At 47.7% G+C, this 25,920-nt stretch carries 22 protein-coding genes and 1 riboswitch; of the genes, 8 read left to right on the top strand and 14 right to left on the bottom strand.

Annotated features, from left to right (window positions below; genetic code table 11):
- Positions 1 to 58: 58 nt before the first annotated feature.
- Complete coding sequence (dkgA, locus tag JK154_RS12785; protein ID WP_211992930.1) at positions 59 to 892, top strand: 2,5-didehydrogluconate reductase DkgA; 834 nt, start codon at positions 59 to 61, stop codon at positions 890 to 892.
- A gap of 94 nt (positions 893 to 986) precedes the next feature.
- Here dkgA and JK154_RS12780 read toward each other — a convergent pair whose 3' ends face one another.
- From JK154_RS12780 to parC, 4 genes are all read right to left on the bottom strand, one after another.
- Positions 987 to 3,137, bottom strand: a complete 2,151-nt coding sequence (locus tag JK154_RS12780; RefSeq protein WP_211992929.1) for a YgiQ family radical SAM protein — start codon at positions 3,135 to 3,137, stop codon at positions 987 to 989.
- 126 nt (positions 3,138 to 3,263) lie between these two features.
- Positions 3,264 to 4,676 (bottom strand): cell division protein FtsP, encoded by a 1,413-nt coding sequence (gene ftsP / locus JK154_RS12775; RefSeq protein WP_211992928.1) that lies wholly within the window; start codon positions 4,674 to 4,676, stop codon positions 3,264 to 3,266.
- Between the two features lie 81 nt (positions 4,677 to 4,757).
- Positions 4,758 to 5,492 (bottom strand): 1-acylglycerol-3-phosphate O-acyltransferase, encoded by a 735-nt coding sequence (locus JK154_RS12770; RefSeq protein ID WP_211992927.1) that lies wholly within the window; start codon positions 5,490 to 5,492, stop codon positions 4,758 to 4,760.
- Positions 5,493 to 5,582: 90 nt separating this feature from the next.
- Positions 5,583 to 7,853, bottom strand: a complete 2,271-nt coding sequence (gene parC, locus JK154_RS12765) for a DNA topoisomerase IV subunit A (protein WP_211992926.1) — start codon at positions 7,851 to 7,853, stop codon at positions 5,583 to 5,585.
- Positions 7,854 to 8,289: 436 nt separating this feature from the next.
- Between parC and JK154_RS12760 the strand changes: the two genes are divergently transcribed.
- On the top strand, positions 8,290 to 8,871 hold the full coding sequence (locus JK154_RS12760) for an NAD(P)H-dependent oxidoreductase (RefSeq protein WP_211992925.1): 582 nt from the start codon (positions 8,290 to 8,292) through the stop codon (positions 8,869 to 8,871).
- A gap of 30 nt (positions 8,872 to 8,901) precedes the next feature.
- Entirely contained in the window at positions 8,902 to 9,222 is a 321-nt protein-coding gene (locus JK154_RS12755; protein WP_211992924.1) for a putative quinol monooxygenase, read from the top strand.
- Positions 9,223 to 9,362: 140 nt separating this feature from the next.
- Here JK154_RS12755 and JK154_RS12750 read toward each other — a convergent pair whose 3' ends face one another.
- The 6 genes from JK154_RS12750 to nudF form a co-directional block, all read right to left on the bottom strand.
- Positions 9,363 to 10,202, bottom strand: coding sequence for a hypothetical protein (locus tag JK154_RS12750; RefSeq protein ID WP_211992923.1), 840 nt, complete (start codon positions 10,200 to 10,202; stop codon positions 9,363 to 9,365).
- A 357-nt stretch (positions 10,203 to 10,559) separates the two neighbouring features.
- The gene (parE, locus tag JK154_RS12745) at positions 10,560 to 12,452 is read right to left on the bottom strand and encodes a DNA topoisomerase IV subunit B (RefSeq protein ID WP_211992922.1); all 1,893 of its coding nucleotides are present in this window, start codon (positions 12,450 to 12,452) and stop codon (positions 10,560 to 10,562) included.
- A gap of 45 nt (positions 12,453 to 12,497) precedes the next feature.
- Positions 12,498 to 13,073 (bottom strand): esterase YqiA, encoded by a 576-nt coding sequence (yqiA, locus tag JK154_RS12740; protein WP_211992921.1) that lies wholly within the window; start codon positions 13,071 to 13,073, stop codon positions 12,498 to 12,500.
- Entirely contained in the window at positions 13,073 to 13,900 is an 828-nt protein-coding gene (gene cpdA / locus JK154_RS12735) for a 3',5'-cyclic-AMP phosphodiesterase (protein ID WP_211992920.1), read from the bottom strand. Before cpdA ends, yqiA begins: the two co-directional genes overlap by 1 nt.
- Before the next feature lie 74 nt (positions 13,901 to 13,974).
- The gene (locus JK154_RS12730) at positions 13,975 to 14,400 is read right to left on the bottom strand and encodes a DUF1249 family protein (protein WP_211992919.1); all 426 of its coding nucleotides are present in this window, start codon (positions 14,398 to 14,400) and stop codon (positions 13,975 to 13,977) included.
- Between the two features lie 2 nt (positions 14,401 to 14,402).
- A complete protein-coding gene (gene nudF, locus JK154_RS12725) occupies positions 14,403 to 15,035 on the bottom strand; it encodes an ADP-ribose diphosphatase (RefSeq protein WP_211992918.1) in 633 nt (210 codons plus the stop codon).
- Between the two features lie 207 nt (positions 15,036 to 15,242).
- Here nudF and tolC point away from each other — a divergent pair, with 207 nt between their 5' ends.
- The 3 genes from tolC (at position 15,243) to JK154_RS12710 (ending at position 18,702) form a co-directional block, all read left to right on the top strand.
- Positions 15,243 to 16,682 (top strand): outer membrane channel protein TolC, encoded by a 1,440-nt coding sequence (gene tolC, locus JK154_RS12720; RefSeq protein WP_283093674.1) that lies wholly within the window; start codon positions 15,243 to 15,245, stop codon positions 16,680 to 16,682.
- 181 nt (positions 16,683 to 16,863) lie between these two features.
- Positions 16,864 to 17,535 (top strand): DUF1190 family protein, encoded by a 672-nt coding sequence (locus tag JK154_RS12715; protein WP_211992916.1) that lies wholly within the window; start codon positions 16,864 to 16,866, stop codon positions 17,533 to 17,535.
- A gap of 6 nt (positions 17,536 to 17,541) precedes the next feature.
- Positions 17,542 to 18,702 (top strand): glutathionylspermidine synthase family protein, encoded by a 1,161-nt coding sequence (locus JK154_RS12710; protein ID WP_211992915.1) that lies wholly within the window; start codon positions 17,542 to 17,544, stop codon positions 18,700 to 18,702.
- 49 nt (positions 18,703 to 18,751) lie between these two features.
- Here JK154_RS12710 and ygiD read toward each other — a convergent pair whose 3' ends face one another.
- Positions 18,752 to 19,540: a 4,5-DOPA dioxygenase extradiol gene (ygiD, locus tag JK154_RS12705; protein ID WP_211992914.1), complete on the bottom strand. Its 789-nt coding sequence runs from the start codon at positions 19,538 to 19,540 to the stop codon at positions 18,752 to 18,754.
- Between the two features lie 165 nt (positions 19,541 to 19,705).
- Complete coding sequence (ribB, locus tag JK154_RS12700) at positions 19,706 to 20,359, bottom strand: 3,4-dihydroxy-2-butanone-4-phosphate synthase (RefSeq protein ID WP_211992913.1); 654 nt, start codon at positions 20,357 to 20,359, stop codon at positions 19,706 to 19,708.
- Positions 20,360 to 20,452: 93 nt separating this feature from the next.
- Positions 20,453 to 20,607: riboswitch (FMN riboswitch) on the bottom strand.
- Between the two features lie 119 nt (positions 20,608 to 20,726).
- Between ribB and JK154_RS12695 the strand changes: the two genes are divergently transcribed.
- On the top strand, positions 20,727 to 20,987 hold the full coding sequence (locus JK154_RS12695; RefSeq protein WP_211992912.1) for an accessory factor UbiK family protein: 261 nt from the start codon (positions 20,727 to 20,729) through the stop codon (positions 20,985 to 20,987).
- A 280-nt stretch (positions 20,988 to 21,267) separates the two neighbouring features.
- Here the strand turns inward: JK154_RS12695 and JK154_RS12690 are convergent, their stop codons facing one another.
- Positions 21,268 to 22,944, bottom strand: coding sequence for a methyl-accepting chemotaxis protein (locus JK154_RS12690; protein WP_211992911.1), 1,677 nt, complete (start codon positions 22,942 to 22,944; stop codon positions 21,268 to 21,270).
- Positions 22,945 to 23,174: 230 nt separating this feature from the next.
- Here JK154_RS12690 and nepI point away from each other — a divergent pair, with 230 nt between their 5' ends.
- Positions 23,175 to 24,356, top strand: a complete 1,182-nt coding sequence (gene nepI, locus JK154_RS12685) for a purine ribonucleoside efflux pump NepI (RefSeq protein WP_211992910.1) — start codon at positions 23,175 to 23,177, stop codon at positions 24,354 to 24,356.
- Between the two features lie 54 nt (positions 24,357 to 24,410).
- Here the strand turns inward: nepI and murP are convergent, their stop codons facing one another.
- Positions 24,411 to 25,862: a PTS N-acetylmuramic acid transporter subunit IIBC gene (gene murP, locus JK154_RS12680; protein ID WP_211992909.1), complete on the bottom strand. Its 1,452-nt coding sequence runs from the start codon at positions 25,860 to 25,862 to the stop codon at positions 24,411 to 24,413.
- Between the last annotated feature and the right edge of the window lie 58 nt (positions 25,863 to 25,920).

The following is a 25,920-nucleotide window of genomic DNA, read 5'->3' as shown; positions in this document are numbered from 1 at the left end:
TGTACTTATTGTGACCAAAAACTTGCCTGAAACTACATTAAACCCAAAAGGAGATGTTATGACTCATCCGGCCTTAATCACCCTTCAGGATGGGAACCAGATGCCCCAGCTGGGGCTCGGCGTCTGGCAAGCCAGTAATGAACAAACCCAGAGCGCCATTGAAACAGCACTGTCAGTAGGCTATCGCTCTATTGATACTGCCGCGATTTACCAGAATGAAGAGGGTGTCGGGCGCGCTCTGCAGAACACCAATGTCGCACGAGATGATCTGTTTATCACCACAAAACTATGGAATGACGCCCACCTTCATCCCGAAAAAGCACTGGAAGAAAGCCTGAAGAAACTCCAGCTGGATTATGTTGATCTCTATTTGATCCACTGGCCCGTCCCTAAACAAGACCAGTATGTTCAGGCCTGGAAAGGTATGATCAATCTGCAAAAACAGGGGCTGATAAAAAGTATCGGCGTTTGTAACTTTCACCAGGCGCATCTGCAACGTCTGATTGATGAAACCAGCGTATCACCGGTTATCAATCAAATTGAACTCCATCCTCTGTTACAGCAGCGTTCACTCTATGCCTGGGATGCTACCCACAAGATTCAGACCGAGTCCTGGAGCCCACTGGCCCAGGGTGGTGAAGGCGTGTTTGACCAAAAGATCATCCGTGATCTGGCGGATAAATATGGTAAAACTCCGGCACAGATCGTGATTCGCTGGCATCTGGATAGCGGGCTTGTGGTGATCCCTAAGTCAGTCACGCCATCCCGTATTGAGGAAAACTTTGCTGTCTTTGACTTCCGTCTGGATAAAGATGATCTGAAAGCGATTGCCACCCTGGATACAGGTAAACGTTTAGGACCAGACCCGGATACTTTTGATCGTATTAAATAAGCCGGATACGTCCAGGCCTCTGTTAATGGGAGAAGGACAGGCTATTTTCTGCCTCTCTTCTCCCGTCCTGCCATTGTGCGTAAACCCGTCTGCGCTATTTTTGTACTGATTTCCGTTTTACTCCTGCACGGCTCTGCTGCGCCAGGGGAGTGTGTCGGGTTAGTGCAGGTCTTGAGTTATCCCGCTTACGGCGTGCTGACCGTATTTCGTCCAGCGAGGGAGCCGGAACCAGACATTCACGGCGTCCGCCAATCAAATGTTGTTTACCCATCCCTTCTAGTGCTTCACGTATCAATGGCCAGTTTGCTGGATCATGGTAACGCAATAGAGCTTTATGCAGCCGTCGCTGGCGATCTCCACGTGGGACCACAACATCTTCACTTTTATAATTCACCTTAGTGAGTGGATTTTTACCGGTGTAATACATCGTGGTGGAATTAGCCAATGGTGAAGGATAGAAATTCTGCACCTGGTCAAGGCGAAAACGATGCTGTTTAAGCCACAGTGCCAGATTCACCATATCTTCGTCCCGGGTTCCTGGGTGGGCCGAAATAAAATAGGGGATCAGATACTGTTCTTTCCCTGCTTGCCTGGAATAGGTATCAAACAGCTCTTTAAAGCGTTCATAGCTGCCCATTCCTGGCTTCATCATCTTCGACAGTGGACCCTGTTCGGTGTGCTCAGGGGCTATTTTCAGGTAACCACCAACATGATGGGTAGCCAGCTCCTTGATGTATCGTGTATCAGCCACAGCAAGATCGTAACGAACTCCCGAAGCGATCAGGATCTTCTTCACACCACGCAGTGCTCTCGCTCGTCGGTAGAGATCAATCGTTGGTTGATGGTTAGTGTCCATATGCTGGCAAATGTCCGGGTAGACACAAGAGAGACGACGACAGGTTTGTTCAGCCCGCGGGGATTTACAACGTAGCATGTACATATTGGCTGTTGGCCCCCCCAGATCAGAGACAACCCCGGTAAAGCCAGGAACGGTATCGCGCATCGCTTCAATTTCATTGATGATCGACGCTTCAGAGCGACTCTGAATAATCCGCCCTTCATGCTCGGTAATAGAACAAAACGAACAGCCACCAAAACAGCCACGCATGATATTGACGGAGAAACGGATCATCTCATAGGCCGGGATTCTGGCCTTGCCATAAGAAGGATGAGGCACGCGCTGATAAGGCAGAGCAAAAACGCTGTCCATCTCCTCCGTAGACAGAGGGATCGCCGGGGGATTGATCCAGATATAACGATCCCCATGCTTTTGCATCAATGCCCGGGCGCAACCGGGGTTAGTTTCATGATGTAGAATGCGCGATGCGTGTGCATAAAGCACTTTGTCACTTTTGACTTTTTCAAACGAGGGCAGCAGTACATAAGTTTTTTCCCAAGGCTTGGGCCGAGGTGCCTGAACGACAACCGGTTTAGCGGAAGACTCGGGGTTCCCCGCCTCTGCACAGGGTAGATCCTCCCCGTAAGGATGGGGAATCGGATCAATGCGCCCGGGGGAGTCCAGGCGAGTTGAATCCACACCACTCCAGCCTGGTAAGGCGTCTTTACGCATCATCGCGGTATTACGCACATCATCAATATCAGTGATCTTTTCACCGGCCGCCAGCCGATGAGCCACTTCAACTAACGGGCGTTCACCATTACCAAAAATCAGCATGTCTGCTTTAGCATCCACCAGGATGGAACGTCGTACAGTATCAGACCAGTAATCATAATGTGCAGTACGTCGCAGACTAGCCTCAATACCTCCGAGAATCACCGGCACATCACGCCATGCCTCTTTACAACGCTGGGTATACACCAAAGAAGCGCGATCAGGACGTTTACCGGCAATATTATCCGGGGTATAAGCATCATCATGACGTAATTTACGATCCGCCGTATAACGGTTGATCATCGAATCCATATTGCCTGCCGTCACCCCAAAAAACAGATTGGGCTTACCAAGACGCATGAAGTCCTGCTTTGATGTCCAGTCAGGCTGGGCGATTATCCCTACTCGAAAACCTTGTGCTTCCAGCATGCGCCCACAAATCGCCATACCAAAACTGGGGTGATCAACATACGCATCACCGGTAACCAAAATAATGTCGCAACTATCCCAGCCGAGTTTATCCATCTCCTCACGGGACATAGGCAAAAATGGCGCAGGGCCGAAGCAAGCAGCCCAATATTGGGGCCATGCAAACAGTTCCCTGTCTGGCTGGATTAAGCTTTTGACAGACATAATGATTCCGTAAAAATGAGGGATAATTGAGCAAAGGGGAGGGATTATACGCCTTTAACCTTGATAAGCTAAAGGCTTTTATTAAGCAGGGTTTCTCTTCCGCTGTGAATGAAAGAAGACGATGATTTACGGCGCGGGATGCACCACTAACTGACCTTTAGAACCACGATCCCCCATTTCCAGAGTCTGGCTGGCATACAGGAACGGGAAATTAACCCAAGAGGGCTGATTAAAGTAGACCAGCAGTTCAACCTGGCCGTCGACCCAGACCGTATCCTTCCAGCCACGATCCTCGCCAAAAGGCGTTGCACCGTTGACATTGCGTACCAGGAAACGAACCCCCTCAATATGAAATGACTGAGGCATATCCGCCCGGACAGTCCAGCGCTCCCAAGTGCCTTGCTGTGCCTGAATATCAGTACGGTTCACATCCCAGAGCTGGCCATTTATACCAGGATCGTCACCAAGAGTGATTTCACGACTGCGTACCGGGCTACCAGCCATGGCCTCTTCCGAAAGCAAACGCATCGGCAAAGGTTCCGTCACTAAAGGGAGGAGACCAGTTGGGCGTAGTGTCAACACCAGCGTGGAGCGAAGAATCGATGAAGGCTCAAAAAGCCCCCGGATACGATCCATGATCCCTGCAGCTTCACCACAGGTTATCGAAACATCTTTCCCCGTGGACATATCCACCAGAATTTCCCGACGTTCCCCGGGAGCCAGTGACAATTGAGGGACAGAAACAGGCGCAGGTAACAGGCCCTGATCGCCAGCAATCACATGCATTTTGCGACCATCACTCATTTGCAGCAGGTAACGGCGAGCATTAGAGGCATTCAGCAACCGCAGACGCACCCAACCACGCGAGACGTCAACATAAGGGCTCTGTGCACCATTCACCAGTAAGGTATCACCGAGGAACCCTCCGCTACTGGGCTCACTATACTCAGGCTCACCAAAATTATTCAGCCGTTTGTCCTGGATTATCACCGGGAAGTCATCAACACCATAATGATTAGGGATGGGTAACGATTTACTCATATCGTCCTCAACCAGCCACATCCCCGCCAGCCCGTTATAAACATGCTGGGCGGCACGATTAGGTGTATTGGCATAATACCAAAGTGTCGCTGCATTCTGACGAACGGGCAGAATAGGCGCCCAGTCAGCCCCCGGGGCAATCATGCGCGCAATGCCACCCATTAATGCTCCCGGAACCTGCAGCCCCGCTACCGTCATTGAAACACTTTCCGGCAGGCGATTACTGTAAATCATTTTAACGTCATCACCACTCCAGACACGAATCGTTGGCCCAAGATAACGTCCATTTATCCCCCAGATAGGGACTTTTGGGCCACCGTTAAATGACCAGTGAGCACGCTGCAGTGTCAGAAATAGTGGCTGGCCACGCCGTGATTCAAGCAAAGGCGGGATCGGTAAAGGCTGCTGTTGTCCTGCCGTATTAGCCCTCGCAGGCAGGGCACTGGCACCGATGACCAGTCCTGATGCCTGAATAAACTGACGGCGACTGAATGACATAATTACTCCATTAATGCGGAACATCGTCAATGGATACCAGCCTGAGGCATCCTAATAAACGTTAATTAGCCAGATGCTTTGTCAGCTTTTTTTCGCTTCGCGTTCAGCAACTTCTTTATCGAGCTGTTCAATTTTTGCTCTCATTAATTCACGGCAATGGGTCGCGAGTTTACGAGCCTCATTTTTATCATAGCCGCTGGTATCAACAGGTGGCAGCATTTCCACAATCACCAGGCCATTATCCCAGCGATTAAGTTTTACTTTGTTACTGGTGTTTGAGACACAGACAGGAATGATGGGGACCCCGGCGGCCAGTGCCGCATGAAACGCCCCGGTTTTAAATGGCAGCAATCCCCGGCCACGGCTGCGTGTTCCTTCCGGGAACATCCAAATAGATACATTACGTTTCTGAATTTGCTCAACCACTTGCGTCAAGGTACCGTGTGCTTTTGCACGATTATCACGATCAATCAGCAAGTTTCCGGTCAGCCAGTAGAGTGGGCCAAAAAAAGGAACCCATAGCAGGCTTTTTTTACCCACAGTCACGGTTGGAGGCTGCACGATGCTCGCAGCCGTAACCATATCGTAGTTATTCTGGTGATTACCGATATAAATAGCCGCAGGATGTGATTCAGCCCCTTCAGGTAAACGAAGTTCAACCTTGAGACCAAAAACAGGTGCCAGACGACCAAAAAGATGCCCAAAGGTAGCGACATGGCGGGGATTACGTGGGCTAAACAGGCAGTAAATCGACCCGAAAATACACACCAAAATGCAATAAATAACGGCAATAACAAAACGAATAATGGCTAACATAACGACCTCTTAAGCTTAAGCCGACAACCTGTGTCGACTTGAGCGTGGACATACACCGACGAGGCAGCAAATTAGCTACCTGTAAGTCGATTATTCTTCACTGTCTCCAGTGGTTGCTGATGCAGGTGAGTCTATCTCGACACGATCGATGCGTTGCAAGCCTCGCATCAAAGTACCGCGACGCCCTCGTTCACCCTGCACTTTTTGTAGTTCTTCCGGGCGCAGTTTTATTTTTCGTTTACCGACATGTAAGGTCACTGTACTTTGCCCCGGGAGGATAAAGAGGTGAGCCAGTTTATCTTCACCCTTAGCCGCTTCCGCCGATGGAATAGAGATAATTTTATTCCCCTTCCCTTTTGAAAGTTCGGGTAAGTCACTGACGGGGAACATCAACATTCGTCCGGCCGCAGTAATCGCCAGCAACATGTCATCCGCACTGTTAATTTCAATCGGTGGCAAGACTCTGGCGTTCTCAGGCAATGAGATCAGTGCCTTCCCGGCACGGTTACGTGAAATCAAATCGTTAAAAGTACAAACAAACCCATAACCCGCATCAGAGGCCATCAACAATTTACGATCTTCCGCTGCCATAAGGATGTGCTCAACCACTGCACCTGGTGGAGGTGTCAGTTTACCAGTGAGCGGTTCCCCCTGACTGCGGGCAGAAGGCAGGGTGATAGGGTCTAACGCATAACTACGGCCACTAGAGTCAATAAAGACCACGGGCTGATTACTTTTCCCTTTTGCTTCAGCAAGATAACTATCACCCGCTTTGTAACTCAGTCCCTGGGCGTCAATATCATGCCCTTTTGCACTACGCACCCAGCCCATCTGAGACAAAATAATCGTTATCGGTTCAGATGGCACAATATCGTGCTCATTCATGGCCTTCGCCTCTTCCCGCTCGTGTAGAGGAGAACGACGATCATCACCATAAGTGGCGGCGTCTGCCTGTAACTCTTTTTTCAGCAACGTGCTCATTTTACGCTCTGAAGCGAGGAGCCCTTGTAAACGATCACGCTCTTTCGCCAGCTCGTCTTGCTCACCGCGGATTTTCATCTCTTCCAGTTTAGCAAGGTGGCGCAGTTTTAACTCAAGAATCGCTTCTGCCTGGGTCTCACTAATATCGAAACGTGACATCAATACTGGTTTAGGCTCATCCTCAGTACGAATAATTTCAATCACTTCATCAATATTGAGGAACGCTACCAGCAAGCCTTCAAGGATATGCAGGCGTTTAAGTACTTTTTCCAGACGGAAATTAAGACGGCGGCGTACTGTTTCACGACGATAGACTAACCATTCATTAAGGATCTCCAGCAAATTTTTAACTGCCGGACGCCCATCAAGGCCAATCATATTCAAGTTAATACGGTAGCTTTTTTCTAAATCCGTGGTGGCAAACAGGTGGTTCATGACCTGGTTCATATCCACACGGGAAGAACGCGGCACAATCACCAACCGGGTCGGGTTTTCGTGGTCGGACTCATCACGTAAATCCTCCACCATCGGTAGTTTTTTCGCACGCATTTGGTTGGCGATTTGCTCAAGTACTCGTGCGCCAGAAACCTGATGAGGTAAGGCGGTGATCACCACATCCCCCTCTTCTTTTTTCCAGACTGCACGCATACGAACTGAACCACGACCATTCTGATAGATTTTGCGAATTTCAGTACGCGGAGTAATGATCTCCGCTTCCGTGGGATAGTCTGGTCCTTGCACGATATCCAACAATCCATCCAGGGTGGTCCGGGGATCGTCAATCAGCGCTATCGCGGCGGTGGCTATCTCACGTAAATTGTGTGGTGGAATATCCGTCGCCATACCAACGGCAATACCGGTGGTGCCATTAAGCAGAATATTGGGCAATCTGGCAGGTAACATTTTTGGTTCCTGCAAGGTGCCATCAAAATTTGGCTGGTAATCAACGGTTCCCTGCCCTAATTCACCCAGTAGCAGTTCCGCATACTTTGATAACCTTGATTCGGTATAACGCATCGCTGCGAAGGATTTAGGGTCATCCTGAGCCCCCCAGTTTCCTTGACCATCCACCAGCGGATAGCGGTATGAAAACGGCTGTGCCATTAGCACCATTGCTTCATAGCAGGCACTATCTCCATGGGGATGATATTTGCCCAGGACATCACCAACGGTTCGTGCCGATTTCTTAAACTTTGCGCTGGCGTTTAACCCCAGCTCAGACATCGCGTAGACAATACGCCGCTGGACAGGTTTAAGACCATCACCAATAAACGGCAGGGCACGATCCATGATGACGTACATGGAATATTTGAGATACGCATTCTCCGTGAATTCGTGCAACGCCAGGCGCTCTGCACCATCATGAGTTAAATCACTCATTACTCATTCATCCTCAAACTAACAAGTCAACCAAGCCACAGTCGACACAATTGGGGGCGATAGTACCTTATCTGCCCGGTAGAGTCATAGTAGGCATCGTGTTAGCAAAATCATAAAACAGGGAAGGCTCCCCCCTTTACGATGTGTGGCTATCCCAGACGCTTCTACGTAATGAACACATGACAACAGAAAGAGTACTTTCCCGGTCAAATACTTAAGGTCAAAAATGGGGAATCGGCCTGGGTAAGAAAACATAAGCAGCACAGCTGCTCTCTGACAGTGCCCTGCCAGCCACTCACCAAATGAATGGAGACTTTTATGTAAAAAGAGTCGAACAGATTATTGCTTAAATAGCAAAAGCCTTTGCATATTCAGACTATTTTTTAATACATCATGACCCAATACAATACTTCAAAATTATTCGCAAAGGTTAATTATGAGCAACATACTTATTATTGATGGTGGGAAAAAATTTGCCCACTCTAACGGCCAGTTAAATCACACCCTGACGGAAACGGCAGAGGATGTACTACGCGAACTTGGCCACAACGTTCAGGTAACGCTTGCCGATAGCCAATACGACGAAGCCGCCGAAGTTGAGAAATTTCTTTGGGCCGATACCGTTATCTGGCAAATGCCTGGCTGGTGGATGGGTGCCCCCTGGACGGTCAAGAAATATATAGATGACGTCTTTACCGTGGGACACGGCAAACTGTATGCCAGTGACGGCAGGACACGCTCCGATGACAGTAAAAAATATGGTTCAGGCGGCCTGATACAAGGCAAAACCTATATGCTTTCTTTAACATGGAATGCCCCACTGGAAGCCTTTACTGATCGTGAGCAATTCTTTCACGGTGTCGGTGTCGATGGCGTATACCTCTCATTCCATAAAGCCAACCAGTTTCTTGGTATGGAAGGTCTGCCGACATTCATTGCTAATGATGTGATGAAAAAACCAGATGTTCCTCATTATATAGCAGAATATCGCAAGCACCTTTCACAGATTTTTGCTTAACTGTTTACCTGCTTACAAAAGGAGCTAACCATGTTAACTGTGCTTGCTGAAATACGTACCCGTCCTGGAATTCATCATCGCCAGGCCGTTATTGATTCTTTTGCTGTCGCTGTTCCATTGGTGTTAAAAGAAGAGGGATGCCACGGTTATCAGCCACTGGTTGATCATGCTGCAAATGTCGCTTTTCAGACCACGGCCCCCGACTCTATTTTTATGATTGAGAAGTGGGAAACCGCCGCTCATTTAGAAGCACACCTGCAAACTGCTCATATGAAAGAGCACCACGAACGCGTGAAAGACAGTGTACTGGATGTGCATATCCATATTCTGGAAGATGCCCTGAAAGCTTAAGAACTGCCCCTTAAGTAGCCCAAATTGCAGGATAGAATCCCCCCTGCAACTTGGGCTGGACGGTATCCTGCTGCGGCCCCTGATTACCAATGCCTTACTTCTTTTAGGGTGCAATATTTACGCAGTGAATAACGATGCTTTCACAACATGCGCTTGACCTCATTTGCAATAGTAAATAACTCTTCCGCCCCCCTGGCACTTTCAGCAATATCATTTTTTACCAGCCCATGAGGAATGTTCTGCTCCAGGAAAGATTTAAGTTTATCCGCGATAACGGCAATAAGAAGCTTTTCACCACCATACACTTGATTAAATACCTGATTTAAATTTATAAACACCGTTTTTAACTGTGAGTAATGAATAAATTCATTTTTAAATGCAACACCGACCACCCAATATATTTTTTGATGACGACGTCGTCTGAATGCGGTGACTTTTTGAATATCAATAAACTCAGATATCTCATTTTTAAAGAGCATGAAGCCTTTTTTCACCCAGCACGGGCAGATGTTTCCTTCATTAATGCTATTATCGTTATGACAAGACGGTGTTGAAAAAACTGTGCTCATCAAAAGACTATTATCCGATGTTCGATATTTACTTATACTGACATTTTTTAATACCTGTTTAACCCCTCCCCATTGACCGCCTGCCACCATCATCCTTACCGATTGATTTAACAATATTTTTGTTATTTCCTCCCTACCCTGATCTGGGTAATCCTTTGACTTTATTTTATTACTCAATACAGAAAAGCTATCAATATCTTGCTGAATAGCCAGGCAGGTTTCACGAAAGCTACCATAATCTTTTGAGTTCAGTCTCAGAGCAATATTTTGTTTTAGCTCCGTAGGGAGATTTAATATGCCAACTATTGAATTAACTGATCGCTGTAATGTGGGAACGCTATTTTTGCTTGTTTCTTCAGACATAGATTTTAATGTTGAGAACGGTTCCTCAAATAAACTTACATTCAACATCCCACCTCAATATATGTATTGATAAAAAAAATAACATAGAGATGAAGTTACAGTCATACTTTCAAAAAACAATCTTACCTTAACCAACACAGTAACCACTACATTCTGTTAACACAATTTTTTTAATAGTTTATCCTGTGGATTAAATTATATAAGTATTGAAAGAGATATTATTAATAATTTATTAATTTAACTCCGTTAATAAGAGTAAAGGCAAACCACATAGGTCAAACACGGATGATTTCCTGTTGTATGACACAAAAAAGAAAACCTCTGCAGGAACCTGATGCTCCAAACAGAGGTTTACAGTCAGCATGCCATCATGACTCAGACTCAGACTCAGACTCAGACTCAGACTCAGACTTCAATATCAGCTAAATCACCTTTCTCTTGCAACCAATTGCGCCGATCTTCAGATCGCTTCTTCGCCAGCAGCATATCCATTTTTGCAAGTGTTTGCTGATAGTCGTCATCACTAATGGTGAGCTGCACCAGACGGCGGGTATTAGGGTCCAGTGTGGTTTCACGCAACTGTAATGGGTTCATTTCCCCCAGCCCTTTAAAGCGCTGTACATTGGGTTTGCCTTTTTTGCGCTTAAGCTGTTCAAGTACGCCAGCCTTTTCTTCTTCATCCAGGGCATAGAAGACCTCTTTACCAAGATCAATGCGGTACAAAGGAGGCATGGCAACATAAACATGTCCCCCTTTTACCAGGGCCCGGAAATGGCGAACAAATAAGGCACAAAGTAATGTGGCAATGTGCAGACCATCAGAGTCAGCATCGGCCAGAATACAGATTTTACCGTAACGCAACTGGCTGAGGTCTTCACTGTCAGGATCGATTCCTATCGCCACTGATATATCATGCACTTCCTGGGAAGCCAGGACCTCATCAGAAGAAACTTCCCAGGTATTCAGAATCTTACCCTTCAACGGCATAATGGCCTGATGCTCACGATCACGAGCCTGTTTAGCAGATCCTCCCGCAGAATCTCCTTCTACGAGGAAAAGTTCGGTGCGGGTTAAATCTTGTGCCGAGCAGTCTGCCAGTTTGCCAGGTAACGCAGGTCCACTGGTCAGCTTTTTACGTACCACTTTTTTGGCTGCTTTCATCCGACGCTGGGCGCTGGAAATAGCCATTTCTGCGAGTTGCTCTGCGGCCTGAACATTTTGATTCAGCCACAAGCTAAAAGCGTCTTTCACAACACCAGAAACAAAAGCAGCACACTGACGTGAAGAGAGGCGCTCTTTGGTTTGCCCTGCAAACTGTGGGTCCTGCATTTTGACGGACAGCACATAAGCACAGCGCTCCCAGATATCTTCCGCCGACAGTTTTACACCACGTGGTAAAATATTGCGGAACTCACAGAACTCACGCATCGCATCCAGCAGGCCCTGGCGCAGACCATTAACATGAGTCCCTCCTTGCATGGTGGGGATCAGGTTAACATAGCTTTCTGTTAACAGTTCGCCACCTTCAGGTAACCATACCAGAGCCCAGTCTACCGCCTCAGTCTCCCCTGAGAGATTACCGATAAATGGCGTGTCTGGCAGAGTAATCAGGCCATTAACGGCCTCGCAAAGGTAATCTTTAAGGCCATCCAGATAACACCAGCGTTGTTCAGTATTATTAACCTTATCAGTAAAAATAATCTCAACGCCGGGACAGAGTACCGCTTTAGCCTTCAGCAGGTGACTGAGGCGTGAGACCGAAAAACGTGGGCTATCGAAGAAACTCTCATCTGGCCAGAAGTGGACACTGGTACCCGTATTACGTTTTCCACAGGTACCAATCACCTCAAGATCCTGGACCTTTTCCCCATTTTCAAAAGCGATACGGTAAACCTGTGCATCACGGCGTACTGTGACCTCTACTCGCTTTGACAAAGCGTTAACTACGGAGATCCCCACGCCATGCAAACCACCGGAGAATTGGTAGTTCTTATTGGAGAATTTTCCGCCTGCATGCAAGCGGCAGAGGATCAGCTCAATGGCAGGAACTTTTTCTTCCGAATGGATATCAACGGGCATACCACGACCGTCATCGATAACTTCCAGTGACTGATCAGCATGCAGGATAACTTCAACACGTTTAGCATGTCCAGCCAGTGCTTCATCGATGCTGTTATCGATAACTTCCTGCCCCAAGTGGTTGGGGCGCGTAGTGTCAGTGTACATACCCGGGCGACGGCGAACAGGTTCAAGCCCGGTGAGTACCTCTATATCATCGGCATTATAGGATTGAGTCATGGCTCTTATTCATTCAGATAAAAAACAGAAATCGGCCATCAGGCCTTAAGGCTGGCCGAAGAAATCGACAATTTGTGTGAAATAGCTGTCGAAACCGATAAAAGCATGATTACCACCAGTTTCAACGGTCTGGCGACATGCAGCGTAGTAATCCACTGCCTGACGATAATCAAGCACCTCATCCCCCGTCTGTTGCAACAGCCAAATTAAATCCGGCGCTTCCAGCGGGTCAATATACATTAATTTCAGAAAGCTAATATGCCGTGACTCTAGCACATATTGCTGTCCAGTGTAGGGATTCTCGTTATTGCCGAGATAATCTGCCAATAATTCAAAAGGCCGTACTGCCGGGTTAACCACGACCGCAGGAAGCCGGAAACGCTGTGATACCCAAGTGGCGTAGTAGCCTCCCAGTGAGGAGCCCACAACCCCGGTTATCCCATTTTTACTGTCGAGCACTAAAGACTCCAACAGCGTGCTGGCCTGTTCCGGGTAAGCAGGTAACTGCGGCACTATTATATTGATCCGGGGATGATGCTCTGCCAGCCAGCGTTGCAGTGCCACTGCTTTAGCCGAACCAGGCGAACTATTAAACCCATGCAAATAGAGCAAGGTTGACATCAATACCCCTCAGACTCCGTATCAGGATTAAAAATGGTTCCATTTAAACGATGCACTTCAGTGGTCAGTGAACCATCCGGGTACAACTCTAACCAGCGCCAGCCTGGTTCAATCGTATCAAGAGTAAAGTTGGCGCAATGGGGTTTAAACTGGACACATGTGGAAGGTGTGGCCAGTAAGCGGCGACCATTCCAGTTTAAATCGAGTTCTTGATGAATATGACCGCAGAGCAAATTCTTTACCTGAGGAAATCCGTGCAGAACATCATCCAGTACTGCCGCATTCCTCAGGCTGTGCTGATCCAGCCAGCTGCATCCAGACGGATGCGGATGATGATGCAATAGCACCAAAGCGTGGCGCTCCGGGCTATCGGCCAGCTTGCGCGTCAGCCATTCCAGCTGATATTCACTTAGCTCTCCGTGTGGAACCCCGAACACTTGGGTATCCAGTAGTAAAATTTGCCAGTGTTCACCAATAAAGACACGCTTGGCTGGGGAGATACCCGCTTTAAACAACGTATCAAACATCGCCGGTTGAAAATCATGATTTCCGGGTAGCCAAACACAAGGCACCGTCAGTTGTGTAATACCCTCAGCAAAATGCTGATAGGCTTCTACACTGTGATCTTGTGATAAATCACCTGTTGCCAGAATCAGATCAAATTGACACTGCTCAGCCATTATCGAGGCAAGTACCGCCTGATAACTTTCCCATGTGTTGATACCGAGCAGTGTTTCATTCTTTCCTGCGAACAGGTGAGTATCAGTTATTTGCAGTATCCTGATTCGACCATCAGTGGTCTCAGGAAGGTTTAACAAGCTTTCCAAAGGATATCCTTAGGTTTAACACTCAATTACACGCCTTCCCTCATTCCAAGCGTTGCGATTTACGCTCCTGAAAATTAGGTATAAATAGGAATTTCTACTGCGCCATGAGCCAAGCAATAGCGCAACCAGTCAGCTAAAAACTGATTAATTTGATGCTTTTCGTCGCGTTGATGCAACCTTTTATTCGGGTAATCATAGCTCGCTTTGAACCGAAAGATCTGCTGACTTGAACACACTTCCGCCACCCTCGCATCATGATAAAGCCTTACAGACATTGAAGGCAGGCTCCAGTAAGTCACAGTAGGAAACGTTTGTTCTATCCTGACCAGCTGAGTGTAACGGGTAGACTCATCTATAGTGAGTCGGTAATGGGCACCATTAACCTGATAAGTGATGCTTTCTCCCGGGAGATCATCAGCGGGTAACAAACGACGCAGCTGTGCGAAATTCGTTTCGCATAAGCGCATCATTTCCGGGAAATCAGGGGTATAGCGCTTCATTATCAATTATCCCAATCTGCTTTTAACTTCTCGTGATGCAGTTGCAGCCATTGTAAAGCAATAACTGATGCCGCATTGTCAATGTGTCCGTCTTCAACCCACTGATAGGCCTGTTGTCGACTCACCACATGCACGCGTATATCTTCCAGTTCTTCCGCAAGACCATGTATCCCACCGGCAAGGCTGGCATCCACCTCACCAACCATAATCGACAATCTTTCACTGGTACCGCCAGGGCTTGCCAGATAGCTTAACACGGGTTGAGTACGCCCCACTTTCAGGCCCGCCTCTTCCAGCGCTTCGCGCCTCGCAACTTGCTCAATGCTCTCACCTTCTTCAATCATGCCCGCTATCATTTCTAACAGCCATGGTGTTTCACTGCTATCGTAAGCAGCAATGCGAATTTGCTCAATCAACACCACTTCATCACGTATTGGGTCATAGGGCAACAGCACGGCTGCATGACCTCGTTCAAAAATTTCTCTCTTCACCTCTCCACTCATCTCGCCATTAAACAGACGGTGACGAAAACGGTACAATTCAAGAGAAAAAAACCCACGGTATAATGTTTCCCGTGCAATAATTTCTACATCTTTTTTGGTAAATGTAACTGCCTGTTTTGCTGACTGACTCATAATGAGGCCCCAATAATCGTTGCGTTAAACCTGTGTGATTTATCGTCCACAGGACTGCCGTTTGGTTTTCGATGTGATAGATTGGTGAAAATTTGGAACCGATGGCACATTACGCCAATCTGGCCGGCTCACAGACTCGGTAGAATTGGCGTTCATTTTCGACTCATTGTCAGTGTTAAACAAAATAATTCTGCTTCACAACAAGGAATGCAAATGAAGAAACTGCTCCCAATACTTATCGGCCTTAGCCTGACAGGCTTCAGCGCCATGAGCCAGGCAGAAAACCTTTTACAAGTTTATCAGCAAGCCCGCGCCAGTAACCCGGACCTGCGTAAATCTGCCGCTGACCGTGACGCCGCATTCGAAAAAATCAATGAAGCACGTAGCCCATTACTGCCACAACTTGGTTTGGGTGCTGATTACACTTACAGCAACGGTTATCGTGACAGCAACGGTGTCAATTCTAATGCCACCAGCGCTTCACTACAGTTAACGCAAAATATCTTTGATATGTCAAAATGGCGTGCTCTGAGTTTGCAGGAAAAAACTGCAGGTATTCAGGACGTCACTTATCAGAATGCACAGCAAACCCTGATTTTAAACACCGCAGTAGCCTATTTTAACGTGCTGAATGCTATCGATACCCTTTCCTTTATCGAGGCGCAAAAGCAGTCTGTTTATCGTCAGTTGGATCAAACCACCCAACGCTTCAATGTGGGTTTAGTGGCGATTACTGACGTCCAGAACGCCCGGGCCAACTACGATACCGTACTGGCAAATGAAGTTACCGCTCGTAATAACGTGGATAACACGCTAGAACAGCTACGTCAGATTACAGGCAACGACTATCTCAGCCTCGCTTCACTGAACGTAGATGGATTTAAAACCAATAAACCTGATGCGGTCGCTAATCTGTTAAAAGATGCAGAAAAACGTAACCTGACATTGTTACAGGCGCGTTTAAGTCAGGACCTGGCTCGCGAACAAATTCGTCAGGCAGAAGATGGCCACTTACCAACGCTGAATTTAACTGCATCAACGGGTATTTCAGACACCAACTATAATGGTTCTAAAACCTCGAATAGTAACCAGTATGACAGTTCTCACGTAGGCCAGAATAAAGTTGGGTTAAGTTTCTCGGTACCTATTTACCAGGGGGGTATGGTTAACTCTCAGGTGAAACAAGCACAGTACAACTTCACTGGCGCAAGTGAACAACTGGAAGCTGCACACCGTAGCGTTGTACAGACCGTGCGTTCTTCTTTTAACAATATCAATGCTTCTATCAGCACAATTAACGCCTATAAACAGGCAGTAATTTCTGCCCAAAGCTCTTTAGATGCAATGGAAGCAGGTTATACCGTCGGTACCCGTACCATTGTTGATGTGCTGAACGCCACCAGCTCACTGTATAACGCCAAGCAGCAATTATCCGATGCACGTTATAGCTATTTAATTAATCAGCTGAATATCAAATCCGCGCTGGGTACATTAAACGAACAGGATCTGGTAGTACTGAACAACGCTCTGGGCAAATCAGTATCAACCAGCCCGGATACCGTTGCCCCGTTAACACCACAGCAAAATGCACGTGCTGATGGCTATGCTGCCATGCCAGCGTCAGCCACTAAAACAGGTCGTAATTAGTTTCACCGTAGCAACCTGTTATCTCACTGATAAGGGCGCAAATTGCGCCCTTTTGTCTTTATCTCCCTCGTTAAACGTAAGGCAACGTAAAGATCTCCCGTCAAGTGTACCTGACTGCTTTAATTTCAACCGTTCATACCTTACTCTTAGCAACAAACCGACTGGGCTCAGGACTGATAAGATGAAACGGACAAAACAGATAAACCATTCGTCATTCCGCAAAAGCTGGAATGCTCGTCATTTAACGCCAGTTGCTCTGGCAATTACTGCTGTATTTATGCTGTCTGGTTGTGAACAGAGTGATGAAACGGTCTCTTTGTATCAAAATGCAGATGACTGCTCTGTCGCCAATCCAGGCAAAAGTGCGGAATGTACTACGGTATATAATAATGCGCTGAAAGAAGCAGAACGCACAGCACCAAAATATGATTCACGGGAAGCCTGTATTGCTGAATTTGGTGAAGGCCAGTGCCAGCAGGCTCCAGCCCAGGCAAGTTTAGGTGGTAGTGGTGAAAACCAGGCCCAGGCGCAGAGCAGTGGCAGCTTTTGGATGCCCCTGATGGCGGGTTATATGATGGGACGCCTGATGGGCGGCGGTGCGTCACAACCTCTCTTCTCTTCTAAAAACCCAGCAAGCCCGGCTTACGGTAAATATTCTGATGCCAGTGGAAAAAGCTATGGCGCCGCGACCCCTGGCCGTACTATGACGGTTCCTAAGACAGCCATGGCGCCTAAACCAGCAACCACATCAACGGTAACCCGTGGTGGTTTTGGTGATTCCGTTGCTAAACAATCAAGCATGCAGCGTAGCAGCGCCTCTGGCACTAACAATAACCGTACATTAGGCGGTTAAGACATAATGGAAAGAGTGAATATTTTTGAGCGCCCGAACTGGCGTGAGAAGGCAGCAGAATACGGCTTTAATTTTCATACCCTGTATGACGAACCGTACTGGTGCGAGGATGCTTATTATAAGCTGACTTTGCCTCAGGTTGAACGACTGGAAGAAGTCACCGCTGAACTGCACCAGATGTGTCTGCAAGTGGTTGAAAAAGTGGTTGCCAGTGATGATCTGATGGCCCGTTTTCGCATTCCTAAGCACACATGGGAATTTGTGCGCCAGTCCTGGCGTAGCAAACAACCATCACTCTACTCTCGTCTGGACTTGGCCTGGGACGGTACCGGAGAACCTAAGTTACTGGAAAATAATGCCGATACACCAACGTCATTATATGAGGCCGCATTCTTCCAGTGGATCTGGCTTGAGGATCAACTCCAGGCAGGAAACCTGCCAGCCGGGGCTGATCAGTTCAACAGCCTGCAAGAGAAAATCATCGAACGTTTTGCAGAACTCAAAGCGCAACATGGTTTCAATCTGCTGCATTTTACCTGCTGCCAGGATTCGGTGGAGGACAGGGGAACCGTTCAGTACCTGCAAGACTGCGCTGCAGAGGCAGATCTCGCCAGCGAATTCCTCTATATAGAAGATATTGGCCTTGGTGAAAAAGGGCAATTTACCGATCTTCAGGATCACGTCATCAGCAGCCTGTTCAAACTCTACCCATGGGAGAATATGCTGCGAGATGTGTTTTCTACTAAGCTAGAAGACGCGGGCGTCAGATGGCTTGAACCTGCCTGGAAAAGTATTATCTCCAACAAAGCATTACTTCCCATGTTGTGGGAAATGTTTCCAGATCATCCTAACCTGCTACCCGCCTACTTTGCGGAAGACCCGCATCCATTAATGGACAAGTACGTCGTCAAACCCCTGTTTTCACGTGAGGGGGCCAATATCACCATCATTGATAATGGCAAAGAGATTGCACGCGCAGAGGGGCCTTATGGTGAAGAAGGAATGATCGTGCAGCAGTTCCACCCACTGCCGAAGTTTGGTGACAGCTACACACTGATTGGCAGCTGGCTCATTAATGATCAACCTGCCGGGATCGGCATTCGTGAAGATAAGGCCCTCATTACCCAGGACTTGTCACGATTCTATCCACATGTTTTTGTTGAATAAAAAATAAAATACAGAGGGGAAACTCGTTACGTTTCCCCTCCTGTTGTGATTATCCTACCTGTACCGTCAACATACTCAGTGAACCCATCTCAATACCTTCCACAGGAAGAGTCACCGGCTCTTGACCATCCCATGTTCCCAGCGTGTACAGTAGCGGCAGGAAATGATCAGGGGTCGGATTCGACAATGCGCCACCTTCATGTGACAGATAATTCACTAGCGGATGCTCTGCTTCAGGCCCTTGCCAGGTCAAATTATCTTTAACATACTGATCAAAAGCAGTCGCCCATGGATAAGGCTCGCTATCTCCTTGCCAACGAACCATACGCAAGTTGTGAACCACATTACCACTCGCGATTAACATCACACCTTCATCACGCAATGCTGCCAGTTTTTTCCCTTGCTGCAAATGCCACTCGGCGGGTTTAGTTTGATCAATACTGAGCTGTACCATCGGAATATCAGCATCAGGGTACATCTTTGTTAAGATCCCCCATGATCCATGGTCAAAACCCCAGGCTTCTTTGTCTAAAGCAACAGGCACTGGAGCCAGTAAGTCCACTAAGTGCCGGGCCAGCTCAGGTGAGCCAGGTGCCGGATAGTGAGTGTCATACAATGCCTGTGGGAAACCGCCAAAGTCATGAATGGTTCTCGGTTTTTCCATTGCAGTGACACCCGTACCACGCGTGAACCAGTGGGCAGAAACCACAACAATTGCTTTCGGCCGCGGCAATGTTTCACCTAAATGCTGCCAGCAGCGTGTATAGAGATTATCTTCCAGAACGTTCATTGGGCTGCCGTGCCCAATAAATAACGCTGGCATACGTTGGTTTGTCATGATGGCGTCCTTAAACAGAATAATTATTTTCTGTCTACAGACTACGCTGAATTGTGGTGAAAATAACCTGGATAAGCATGATGAAGTTATTCAGGAATTTTGATGGTGGGCAGAGATGAGCTAAAAGACCCGGGAAAACCGGGCCTTTAAATATTCAAAAAATGATTAGCTCGCTTTGCGTTCCCGGGACTGGCGATATGCTATCAGATCTTCGATAGTGACAAGCGCCATATTATGTTTACGCGCAAACTCAATACACTCTGGCGCACGTGCCATTGAGCCATCGTCATTTGTCAGTTCACATAACACGCCCGCAGGACGGAAGCCCGCAAGGGAAACCAGATCAATGGTGGCTTCAGTATGCCCGCCACGGGTCAGAACACCACCGGGTTGGGCACGCAACGGGAATACATGCCCTGGGCGATTCAGGTCAGAAGGCTTCGCACCATCAGCAATCGCTGCACGTACCGTAGTGACTCGGTCAGCGGCTGAAACGCCCGTAGTCACCCCACTGGCGGCCTCAATAGTGACGGTAAACCCGGTGCCATATGCACTGGTGTTATTTTCCACCATCATAGGCAGTTCAAGTTGTTTACGGCGTTCATCCGTCAGACACAGGCAAACAATTCCGCTACCGTGGCGGATAGTCAGAGCCATTTGTTCAACCGTCATGGTTTCTGCCGGGAAAATCATATCCCCTTCGTTTTCGCGATTCTCGTCATCGAGAACCATGGCACCACGGCCTTCACGTAGGGATTCAAGTGCACGCTCGACACGTTCAAAAGGCGTGCCAAATGCAGAGAGGAGCGTCTGATTCATGGTAATAAAACCTCATTAAATATATGGTTACCAGAATCAGGGCAGTCTTAGGAGCTAAAAAAATAACGCGGACAGGCCGTAGCCTGACGCCATCGTTACTCTCTCCCATCCGGACTTTAACCGTCGGCCCCGGAATCACACCGGATCTGCTGACCTTCAAAAAATAATCTGAAGCGCTCGCGGGCTTTCAGTAGCTTGGCTGCTGATTTACCGCCGGTGGGGACTTTCACCCCGCCCTGAGAATAAGCGCATTTACTATACCGCTAATCTATTTACCCAGCAACGTGATCCGATAGAACATTTCTGGTTTATACCCTGCCATTCAGGCATTACAATGAGTCCAGTTAAACGAATAATGGAAAGCCCTATGATTGACCCAAAGAAAATTGAACAGATCGCTCGCCAGGTTCATGAGTCTATGCCGAAAGGCATTCGTGATTTAGGGGACGATGTTGAAAAGAAAGTACGCCAGGTTATTCAGGCACAGTTAACCCGCCTGGATATGGTGAGCAGAGAGGAGTTTGACGTTCAGACCCAGGTGCTACTGCGCACTCGTGAGAAACTGGCTTTACTGGAACAACGTATCAGTGAGCTGGAAAAACGCGCGGAGCAAGGTGTAGCAGAGTGATGATAAGCCCTCTCTACTACAGAGGGAGTCAGTCTGAATACAAATAAAAAGGGAAAAACACAGTTTTTCCCTTTTTATCATTAACCGCCGAAAATCAGCAGGTCGGCGTTGATCATTTTTTGTGCCGCGTCGCTGGTTAAGCCCGGGCGTGTTATTCCGCCCATGAGCTTGTTTTCCTGTGAGGGACTTAATCCCTCACATCGGTTCAATAATACAAGAACGCACGGCCTATTCCTGAACTGAAGAGTCAACTATCTGAATAATTGCTCTTTTTGTTCACTCAGAACTTTTCCCAGTTATCATCTGATGCTGACTCTGTCGGCGTCTTGCGTACTGTCACCGCGGGAGCACGCACCGGAGTACTGGTTTCAGTTGCCTGCTGTGGTGCTGACGGTGATTCCGCAGTAATACGGAATACAGAAACTGCTTGTGTCAGATGGCTCGCTTGCTCTTCCAGTGCAGCAGCAGCAGCGGCAGATTCTTCTACCAGTGCGGCGTTTTGCTGAGTAACACGGTCCATCTCCGCAACCGCGAGGCCCACCTGATCAATGCCACGACTTTGTTCATCTGACGCTGAAGCAATTTCACCCATGATGTCTGTCACACGAGTGACCGCATTGACGATCTCGCCCATTGTCTCCCCGGCGCTTTCCACCAGAGTAGAACCCGTATCGACACGGCTAACAGAGTCGTCAATCAACTGTTTAATTTCTTTTGCCGCCTGGGCACTACGCTGGGCCAGATTACGAACCTCACCCGCTACAACCGCAAAACCACGCCCTTGCTCACCCGCACGAGCGGCTTCCACGGCGGCGTTAAGTGCCAGGATATTCGTCTGGAAGGCAATACCATCAATAACACTGGTAATATCAGAAATTTTTTGGGAGCTGCCCGCAATTTCGCTCATCGTTTTCACTACGTCATCCACGACTTTGCCACCACGGCGAGCGGTGTCAGAAGCACTTAGCGCCAACTGGCTAGCCTGACGCGCATTTTCAGCGTTCTGCTTAACCGTTGCGGTGAGCTGCTCCATACTGGCTGCTGTCTCTTCAAGAGAGGCTGCCTGTTGTTCCGTACGAGAGGACAGATCATTGTTACCCATGGAGATCTCACTGGCGCCGCTATAGATGGAGTTAGCACTGTTACGTACATCACCAACCGTCCGTGCCAGTTCATTCTGCATATGGCGCAAGTTCTCAGCCAGCATCCCCATTTCGTTAGTACCGTGGACGTCAATCTTACGCAGCAGGTCCCCACTGGCAATATAACGAATACTCTCTATCAAACGATTCAGAGGACGAATCAAGGTGGAGCGCATTCCCATCCAGACAAACAAGACCAGGGCGATTAATACGATCAGTAATCCTCCCAGGATAGCAATCGCCATTTGATAAGAGTTTTCACTATTATCAATCGCTTGCCGATATAGCTCACTATGCTGCTTGGTGTATTGATCAAACTGTTTCTGAAAATCATCCTGATAGCCCTGAGTGGGCTGCTGGAAAAAGCCATTAATATCGCCGTCACCCAGCATTTTTATCAATTCAGTCAGCGCCCCATGGAGTGCTTCATATTTCTGTTTGATTAATTTGCTGTCAGCCTCACTGTCCTGGGCTATCAGCGGCGATGACTCATAAACCGCCCACTGATCTTCCGCTGTTTTCAAGAAACTTCCTGCCATAGAAACCAGCGCATTAGTGGTGATGCCCCCCGCCATCTGCTCATCCCGCATCATAAAACGGATACCAGCACGGTTGAGTGTATTACGAGTATTGAGTAACGCAATCCAGCTATTGTTGAGTGATTCTTGTTTTTCACGCAGGTTTTGCAACAGATGGAGATTATCTTTCTCTTGCTTCAGTGCATTAAAAAACAAACCACCAGAAGCTATTTGCAGAACAGTAAACAGCCCAAGGACTAAGAGTATTTTTTTAACGATTTTCATACGGTTTAACATGGCATGTTATTTCCCTAAAGAGATGCCGTATCATCGGCGCCGCCATAAAAAACTTTAATACTCCCCGAGTTAATTTTGCACAACTGGATACGCATTAAGCAATATCGCGCCAAAACCACGTTGCGATAATTGTTCTGAAGATCGTATACAACACAAAAGGTTTAATCAGGTTTTATAAAAAGCGGTAAACTGTCCGGTTTCCCATTAGCCCTGTGTTGCGAACTTAAAATATGGATAATACTTCTATTACCCCGCCCTTCACTGATACGGTCACTCGACCTAACTGGTCAGCAGTTTTCGCGATTGCCTTTTGCGTAGCCTGCCTGATAACGGTTGAATTTCTTCCAGTCAGCCTGCTAACTCCCATGGCGGTTGATTTGAATATTTCTGAAGGTCTCGCCGGGCAAACAGTAACAGTGACTGCATTTGTCGCCATGTTTAGCAGTCTGCTGATTACGCACATTATCGGCACCCGAGACCGCCGCCACATCGTATTGCTTTTTGCACTACTGCTCACCCTGTCCTGCGTACTGGTGTCATGCTCTGATAACTTTATGTTGTTATTACTGGGTCGTGCCTGCCTTGGTATGGCTCTGGGTGGATTTTGGGCCATGTCAGCGTCTCTGACCTTGCGTCTGGTGCCCGCGCGTACCGTCCCCAAAGCACTCTCTGTTATTTTTGGTGCTGTTTCTATTGCGTTGGTCATCGCTGCACCATTGGGGAGCTTCCTGGGTAGCATTATTGGCTGGCGTAATGTCTTTAATGCCGCCGCCATAATGGGTGTGATATGTATTGTTTGGATTTGGCGAGTGCTGCCCTCTTTGCCCGGTGGAATAGAACAACAAAAACAAAATATGTTCAGCCTGCTCAAGCGCCCTGGGGTCATTGCTGGCATGCTGGCAATATTCATGGTTTTTGCTGGTCAGTTTGCCTTCTTCACATACATTCGGCCGATATACACCACTCTTGCTGGTTTTAGTATCAGTGGCTTAACTTTAGTGCTATTAAGTTTTGGTATCGCCAGTTTTATCGGCACGTCATTGTCCTCAGTACTTTTAAAACGATCACTAAAATTCGTTTTAACTCTGGCACCATTCATTCTTGCCCTGAGCGCCTTGATGCTAATGTTATTTGGAAAAAATCAATGGGTTGCCAGCATCGTAGCTATAGTATGGGGATTCGCTTTTGCTATTATTCCGGTAGGCTGGTCAACCTGGATAACCCGATCTTTATCCGATCAGGCTGAAAAAGCTGGTTCAATTCAGGTGGCTGTCATCCAGCTGGCCAATACCTGTGGCGCTGCTGTCGGCGGGATCGCTTTAGACAGTTTTGGGCTGTTTGCCCCCTTGACCTTATCCGCAACATTGATGCTACTCACGGGAATATTAGTGGCGGTAAAAGTTCGTGCATAACCACGTGTTTTAAATCACCTGCTCCGGGGTTCAGGAGCAGGTGAACAACCTCGACTAGGCTAAGTCGACGTTTTTACTGCCAAAAAACCACGTCATCACAAAGCCGGCCAGGTAAGCAATTACGATACCCGCAACGTATACCGCCATACCAGCAAAAATCCCCTGGTGAGATGTCATTAATGGAATCGCCACTAATCCCGAAGGGCCGAATACAGTATTAAGCCCAACCGGCAAACCAAACCATGCGACCAGACCAATAAAGAATCCCCCGACAGCACCTCCAAGACAAGCGGTTACAAAGGGTTTCAGGCGCGGGAGTGTCACACCATAAATTAACGGTTCGCCAATCCCCAGTACCCCGGGAATAATGGCGCCTTTAATTTGTGTTCTAAGCACTGAGCCATGGGCTGAACGGGCAAATAATGCCAGCGCGGCACCAACTTGCCCGGCTCCTGCCATTGCCAGAATAGGGAACAGGGAATTAAAACCCTGAGCATCCATCAGAGCAAAATAGACCGGTACAAAACCTTGATGAATACCAAAGACAACTGCAATAAGAAATAACCCAGCCAGAATAGCCGTCCCGAATGGGTTACCATTCAGGTGCATGAATAGCCATGACATCCCTTTAAATAGCTCCACGCCAATGGGCATAATGGCAGTAAACGTAATCGCGCCAGTGATCAGCAACGAAATTGTTGATGTCAGTATCATATCCAGATTATCCGGTATGATGAGCCGCACCTGGCGTTCAACCCAGGCCCCAAGCATACAGGCCAGTAGTACACCTATAATATTACCCCGTGGATCTATTGTTAATCCGAAGAAACTTTCCATCCCTGCGTAGTAACCCACTGTCCCTTCAGGAACATAACGCAAAATAAAAAGTGACGCGATAATCGCCCCATTAACGCCAGTGCCACCAAAAGCTTTTTGGGTATTAAAACCGATAAGAATACTTAAGAAAGTAAACAGGCCAATACTGAATACTTTCATATAAGCAATCAGTTGAGTGAGCCAGACTGCTGGAGCCACACCATCAACAATGAGTGTTTGTTGTAATAATGTCGCAATTCCCAGCAATAAACCGGCAGCAATAAATCCGGGAATCAGGGGGGTAAAGATGGTGGCAAATTTAGTCAGAAAGTTATGCACCGCACTGTTCTGCTTTGCCTTCATCTGTTTTTTATTCTCACTCGCCAGTGTACGCAGGCTGGTATCCTCAAGGGAGGAACCCACATCTTCACTGGTTGATTTCAGAAGTGCATTCATGAGGTCACTGGCCGTTTGCGCCTTCCCCGGCCCGAGAATAATTTGTAATTGGGTATCACCATTTACAACCCCCAGCACGCCAGGAATTTTCTTCAATGCATCATGTTGAACCTGTTCACGGTCTTTCAACGTCAGGCGCAGGCGGGTCATACAATTCCCACACACCAGAATATTATAACGACCACCAGTAAGCTGGAGAATCTGTTCCATCATCGAGCCAGTAATTTTCGCCATAGTGATATCGTTACCCTCTGCCATATTTTGCAAATAAATTATAGATATTCAGCACGTT

The organism is Citrobacter sp. JGM124, assembly GCF_018257795.1.
In the GTDB taxonomy this organism is placed as follows: domain Bacteria; phylum Pseudomonadota; class Gammaproteobacteria; order Enterobacterales; family Enterobacteriaceae; genus JGM124.
This window is presented reverse-complemented; position numbering and strand designations above follow the sequence as displayed.